Source organism: Gluconobacter sp. Dm-62, assembly GCF_018256155.1.
Lineage (GTDB): Bacteria > Pseudomonadota > Alphaproteobacteria > Acetobacterales > Acetobacteraceae > Gluconobacter.
Map to the genome: position 1 here is coordinate 1 of NZ_JAERLY010000041.1, position 5,868 is coordinate 5,868.

Annotated in this window: 3 protein-coding genes, 6 pseudogenes and 1 other annotated feature; of the genes and pseudogenes, 4 read left to right on the forward strand and 5 right to left on the reverse strand. The window is 57.1% G+C overall.

Annotation, left to right across the window (positions count from 1 at the left end; all coding sequences use genetic code 11):
- Positions 1-39: 39 nt before the first annotated feature.
- Positions 40-1,268, reverse strand: a pseudogene (locus tag JK202_RS15955) (IS3 family transposase).
- Positions 871-987: a sequence feature (AL1L pseudoknot), on the reverse strand. Its footprint overlaps the pseudogene before it by 117 nt.
- Before the next feature lie 52 nt (positions 1,269-1,320).
- Between JK202_RS15955 and JK202_RS16365 the strand changes: the two are divergent.
- From JK202_RS16365 to JK202_RS15965, 3 genes and pseudogenes are all read left to right on the forward strand, one after another.
- Positions 1,321-1,470: pseudogene (locus JK202_RS16365) on the forward strand (IS481 family transposase); the annotation flags it as partial.
- A gap of 80 nt (positions 1,471-1,550) precedes the next feature.
- Complete coding sequence (locus JK202_RS15960; RefSeq protein WP_211562465.1) at positions 1,551-2,132, forward strand: DJ-1/PfpI family protein; 582 nt, start codon at positions 1,551-1,553, stop codon at positions 2,130-2,132.
- A gap of 26 nt (positions 2,133-2,158) precedes the next feature.
- Positions 2,159-2,482: a ribbon-helix-helix domain-containing protein gene (locus JK202_RS15965; protein ID WP_211562466.1), complete on the forward strand. Its 324-nt coding sequence runs from the start codon at positions 2,159-2,161 to the stop codon at positions 2,480-2,482.
- A gap of 58 nt (positions 2,483-2,540) precedes the next feature.
- Here JK202_RS15965 and JK202_RS15970 read toward each other — a convergent pair.
- The 3 genes and pseudogenes from JK202_RS15970 to JK202_RS15985 form a co-directional block, all read right to left on the reverse strand.
- Positions 2,541-3,526 (reverse strand): annotated as a pseudogene (locus tag JK202_RS15970) (IS3 family transposase); the annotation flags it as partial.
- A 156-nt stretch (positions 3,527-3,682) separates the two neighbouring features.
- Positions 3,683-3,907, reverse strand: a complete 225-nt coding sequence (locus JK202_RS15980) for a hypothetical protein (protein WP_211562469.1) — start codon at positions 3,905-3,907, stop codon at positions 3,683-3,685.
- A 268-nt stretch (positions 3,908-4,175) separates the two neighbouring features.
- Positions 4,176-5,217 (reverse strand): annotated as a pseudogene (locus JK202_RS15985) (IS5 family transposase).
- 78 nt (positions 5,218-5,295) lie between these two features.
- Between JK202_RS15985 and JK202_RS15990 the strand changes: the two are divergent.
- A pseudogene (locus JK202_RS15990) lies at positions 5,296-5,502 on the forward strand (IS5/IS1182 family transposase); the annotation flags it as partial.
- 129 nt (positions 5,503-5,631) lie between these two features.
- Here the strand turns inward: JK202_RS15990 and JK202_RS15995 are convergent.
- Positions 5,632-5,868: pseudogene (locus JK202_RS15995) on the reverse strand (IS3 family transposase); the annotation flags it as partial.

Consider the following 5,868-nt stretch of genomic DNA (forward strand, 5'->3'; position numbering starts at 1 on the left):
TGAACCGCCCTGGGATTGGCGGAGACTGGTTTTCTTAAGTTATGCTGCCAGTGGGAGGTGGTCCATAGCGGCATAAAATTGTTGCTCGGCCTCGGCCGGGGTGATGTTGCCGATGGGTTCGAGGATGCGCCGGTTGTTAAACCAGTCCACCCATTCGAGAGTGGCATATTCCACGGCGTCAAACGAGCGCCATGGGCCACGCCTGTGGATCACCTCGGCCTTGAACAGCCCATTGATCGTCTCGGCCAGGGCGTTGTCATAACTGTCGCCAACGCTACCGACCGACGGTTCGATCCCGGCTTCAGCCAGGCGCTCGGTGTAGCGAATGGCGACGTATTGCGAGCCGCGGTCCGAATGATGCACCAGCCCAGAACTGCCTGACGGGCATCGGGCGCGGATCGCCTACTCCAGCGCATCGAGCACGAAGTCCGCATGCGCTGTCCGGCTGACGCGCCAGCCGACGATGTATCGGGCGAACACATCGATGACGAATGCCACATAAACGAACCCGGCCCAGGTCGCGACATAAGTAAAATCCGACACCCACAGCCGGTTCGGCGCCGGTGCCTTGAATTGCCGGTTGACGCGATCGAGCGGACAGGGCGCGCTTTTGTCGCTGATCGTCGTGCGCTTCGGTTTGCCGCGGATCACGCCCTGCAGGCCAAGATCACGCATCAGCCGCGCGACTGTACAGCGGGTGACTTCAATCTTTTCCCGGCGCAACTGATGCCAGACCTTCCGCACGCCGTAGACACCAAAATGCTCCGAGAAAACGCGTAGGATCTCGGGTTTCAGGAACTCGTCACGTTTGCTCTGAGCCGATCTGCGCTCTGGTTCACGCCGTTTGCGCAGCCGCTCATAGTAAGCTGATGGGGCAATCTGCAGCATTCTACAGATCGGCTCGACCCCATAGTCCTGACGATGCTCATCGACGAACGCGCTCATTTCCGAAAGGGGCGGTCGAGCTCCGCCTGGGCGAAAGATGCCGACGCCTTGCGCAGGATCTCGTTCGCCTGGCGCAGCTCGCGCACTTCACGCTCCAGCGCCTTGAGCCGATCGGCGGTCTCGGCTGGAACACCAGCTCGCTTGCCAGTCTCGACCTCAGCCTTCTTGACCCACTCGTTCAACGTGTGAGCCGAGCAGCCGATTTTGCCAGCGATCGACACCATCGCCGTCCAGCGAGACGGGTGCTCGTTCTCATGCTCCAGAACCAGACGCACCGCACGGGAACGGACTCCAGGGGAAAACTTCTTCACAGGATTGCTCATCAGACCTTCTTCTCAGGTAGATAGGTCTCCGCCAATCCCAGGGCGGTTCACTTCGCTCGCGACGCTGAGCAAGGAGTTCGGGATCAACCCGAAAACAGTTGCAAAATGGCGGAAGTGACAGAGTGTCGAAGATCAGAAGACAGGTCCTAAAGAGCCGCGATCCACAGTTCTGTCCGAGGCGGACGAAGCGGTGATCCTGTCGTTACCACCTATTACCCACAATCTTTCTGCATACGGTAAGAGGGAGTCCGTCTTTTGAACCCAGATCGTCAGGATGATCTCATGGCTGGTAAACGTATTCTCATGCTCGCAGGTGATTTCGTTGAAGATTACGAAATCATGGTGCCATTCCAGATGCTGTTGATGGTTGGGCACAAGGTGGACGTGGTGTCTCCCGGCAAGAAGGCTAGCGAGCAGGTGGCAACGGCCATCCACGATTTCGAAGGCCATCAGACCTACACCGAAAAGCGTGGCCACAACTTCACTCTCAACGCCACCTATGCAGGCACGAAAGCGGATGATTACGATGCGCTGGTCATTCCGGGGGGGCGTGCGCCTGAACAGCTCAGCACTGATGAGAGCGTGCTGGACTTGATCCGGGCCTTCGTGGCGGCTGACAAGCCGATTGCTGCCGTTTGCCATGGCCCGCAGCTTCTCGCTGCTGCCAATGTCATTTCCGGTCGCAAGGTTTCTGCCTATCCCGCCTGTCGTGCTGAAGTGATCCTGGCAGGCGCAGACTATCAGGCGATTGTGATTGATGGGGCTGTGACGGACGGTAAGCTCGTGACCGCGCCAGCATGGCCAGCGCACCCGGCCTGGATCGGCCAGTTCCTGAAGGTTCTGGGCACGAAGATCGAAGCCTGAGGGTTATCCGCAGGGAAAGACCCGCCATGTGTGAACTCTACGTCCGCGCCGACCCGATTTTTTACGAAAGTCGGACACGGTCCCTGCGGATCCATGGTGTCGTCACCACGATCCGGCTGGAGAACATGTTCTGGGATGTCTTGACGGAAATTGCTGCCGCGGATGGCATGACCGTCAACCAGCTTATCACGAAGCTCTCAGATGAAATTCTGGAGCTTCGAGGTGAGTTGCCCAACATGGCGTCTTTCCTGCGAGTCAGTTGCCTGCGCTATCTGGACCGGGAGCGTCAGACCCAAAGCGTTCCGGGATCTGCGGCTGTTAAGCCCGTTCCGCTGCGAAAGGTCGGTTAAACCTAGAGTGTTCGAAAAACCTTTGACTGTTGTGACGTGCCCCCTTTTTTGTATCCGTTCAAAAGGAGAGTTCCCGTTTTTTATGGCTTGGGGTTGATTGGATGACAAGGGTCTCGGGGGCATGCCCCCGAGACCCTTGTCTAGCGATCTGATCCGGTGTCCTGCCATCCAGTTGGGAATGGGGACGCACTGTATTGTAGTCTTCCCGCCAGTCAGCCAGAACCTGTCGCGCATGGCTGAGGGAGGTGAACAGCGTTTCGTTGAGGCATTCATCCCTCAACCCGCCGTTGAAACTTTCGACAAAACCGTTCTGCTGCGGTTTCCCGGGGGCGATATAATGCCATTCAACCTTCATCTCATCCGCCCATTTCACGATGGCATGGGATGTGAACTCCGTCCCTTTGTCGCTGACAATCATGAGGGGTTTGCCATATCGTTCCATCAGGGCCGTCAGTTCCCGCGCCACACGTCCACCTGATAATGACGTGTCGGCAACCAATGCCAGGTTCTTGCGACTGAAATCGTCTATAACAGCCAGAATGCGGAACCGGCGGCCACAGATCAGGGCATCCGAAACAAAATCCAGGCTCCAGCGTTGTCCGGGTTCCTGAGGGATGGTCATGGGAGAACGCGTCCCCAGTGCCCTCTTGCGACCACCCCGGTGGCGGACTTTCAGCCCTTCCTCCTGGTAAAGGCGGAACAGCTTCTTGTGATTGAGACTGAAGCCTTCCCGCGCCAGAAGTTAGCCCAGGCGGCGGTATCCAAAGCGGCGTCTCTGGGCCGCCAGATCCTGCAGGCGCTGGCGAAGGGCAGCATCGTCCGCCGTGGTGGAAACATGCCGCACAACACGTCTGGCAACACCGACAAGCGCACAGGCGCGGCGTTCACTCAGGGCCAGAGCCTCCTGTATGTGTCGGACCGCCTGCCGTTTCGCGACAGGCGTGACCATTTTTTTTCAACGATTTCCTTTAGGGCCGCATTATCCAGCATGGCATCCGCCAGTAGACGTTTCAGGCGGCTGTTTTCATCTTCCAGCGCCTTTAGAGCGTTTTCTGCCCTGAATGAATCGTTGGGGATTCCCAAAGTGGCTGTGATCTGATTCAAGATGGCAGCCGGAATGGGGGCCGGCTCTGGATGGTATCACGCACATTGTCTCTGGATCTCCGCGAACGTGTTGACGCGGCTGTTTCGAATGGTCTGTCACGGCGTCAGGCGGCTGAACGGTTTGGCGTCAGTCCGGCAAGTGCGGTTTGCTGATGCGCTCTTACCGCTACGACCGGCAGTCCTGCTGCCAGCCCCCGTGGCGGGGATCGTCTGTCTCACCGGATTGAGGCGCAGGCAGAGTGTATTCATGCGCTGATCGCGGAGAAGAACGATCTGACCCTGTCTGAAATCCGTGTCCGACTGGCTGAGGACGGCCATCATTTTGCAATCGGCACGCTGTGGCGTTTCCTCGCGCGTCATAAGATCACATGGAAAAAAAGACCGCTCACGCGACGGAGCAGGATCGCGCCGATATCCTGACACGACGACAGGAGTGGTTCGATGCCCAGCCCGATCTGGAGGGATCGAAAAACTTTTGACTGACTGTTCTTGGTCCTGATTTCAGGTTTTTGCCATGTTGATTTCTGGTTTCTTATCCTGATTTTCGCTCTGCGTTTTGAGCAGAGCGAGGGTTTCGTGCTCTGGGTTGCTACGCGGCGGCGTTTATCCGCTCCAGGAGGGGGAAGCGGCGCATATTATAGACGATATTGGCGAGGCCGATCCTCATGGTGGCCAGGGTGATACCGACAGTTCGGATGAATAGACCCATTCGCGATTTCTGATCGGCAAAGACGTGCTCGACGCGGGAGCGGATCACCGACTTCCCTGCATTCGATTTCTGGATATGCCGGGGCATCGTTTTGAGATGCGGCTTTTTGCGATGAACCTTGGAGACAAAGCCCTGTTTTTCCATAAAGTCTTCGTTGGCTTTTGAGCGATAGGCCGTGTCTGCCCAGACGCTTGAGGCCATATTGGTTTTATCCAGCAGCCCCTCTCTCAATCGCGCACCATCACTGGCAGCGGCGTCCGTCGTCTTCCATTTCCGGATGAACCGGAATTTCCGATCGATGGAAATGTGCGATTTATAGCCAAAGAACGGGATGTCGAGATCGCTGGATGGCATGGTTCCATCATCCTGCCGCTTTGCTTTGGTGAACTTCAGTGTCCAGCGCGCATGACGGTCCTTGTGCGACAGCTTTGCGGGTTTGTCCTGCCAGTCTTCAGGAATACGCCCTTCCCGAAGATCGGCTTGCTCAGCGTTCGTATTGCGCTGCTTGGGAGCAGCCACCAGTGTGGCATCCAGAATCTGGCCTGACATCGGCAGATAACCGGCGTTCCGCAGAGTTGTATCAAACCGGTCAAACAGTCTTTCAATGGCCTCCGCCTGGGTCAGGCGTTCACGGAACAGCCAGACCGTTTTGGCATCCGGCACACGGTCCGACAGCCCCAGGCCAAGGAAACGCATGAAGGAGAGGCGGTCGTTGATCAGATATTCTGTCCGCTCATCAGACAGATTGTTGAGCGTCTGGATCACCAGAATTTTGAACATCAGCACCGGATCAAATGGCGGTCGTCCGCCTTTACTCCCGTCTGAATAGGCCAAAGCCTGCCCCAGATCAGGGCGGAACACCCAGCCCGCTCAGCCGGGCAAGCCTCTCTTCAACATCAAAGAAACCAGCCTGCTTCATGATCCATACCCCAATCAACTCGGGGGAAATGGAATCACAAAGGCACCCTCAAAACCAGAGGGTTTTTCGAACCCTCCACTTATGCCCCGGCATGTCCAGAAATCGAATGCTGGAAAGTCGGTCATCCGCTCGCGTGTCGAGCATGTCTTTGCTGACCAGAAATCGCAGACCGGACTATTCATCCGAACTGTCGGTATCACCCGGGCCACCATGAGGATCGGGCTGGCCAATATCGTCTACAACATGCGCCGCTTCCTCTTCCTGGAAAGATTGAGTGCGAGCGCGTAGCTATCAGCAGGTAACAGCCTCCGATCTGCTGAAAACGCAGATCAAAAGCGACCTAAAGAACCGTCTATCAGAACGCCAAATGCCAGACATTACAGGCCAAGTGTATCCACCAAGGGTTCTTCGATCCCTCCACGTGATGTCGGAACACCAGACCTGGTTGGGCCGGTCGATGACCAGATCCCGCAGCAGATACGGATATTTCCGATGCTCCGGATGCGGCACACTCGTGCGTGGCTTCTGGTAGATCGCCCGCAGCCCCATAATCGCCATGAGCCGCCGGACCCGCTTACGACCGACTTCATGTCCCAGGCGGCGCAGATGCCATGTCATCTGCCGCGAGCCATAATACGGCGTTTCCAGGAACTG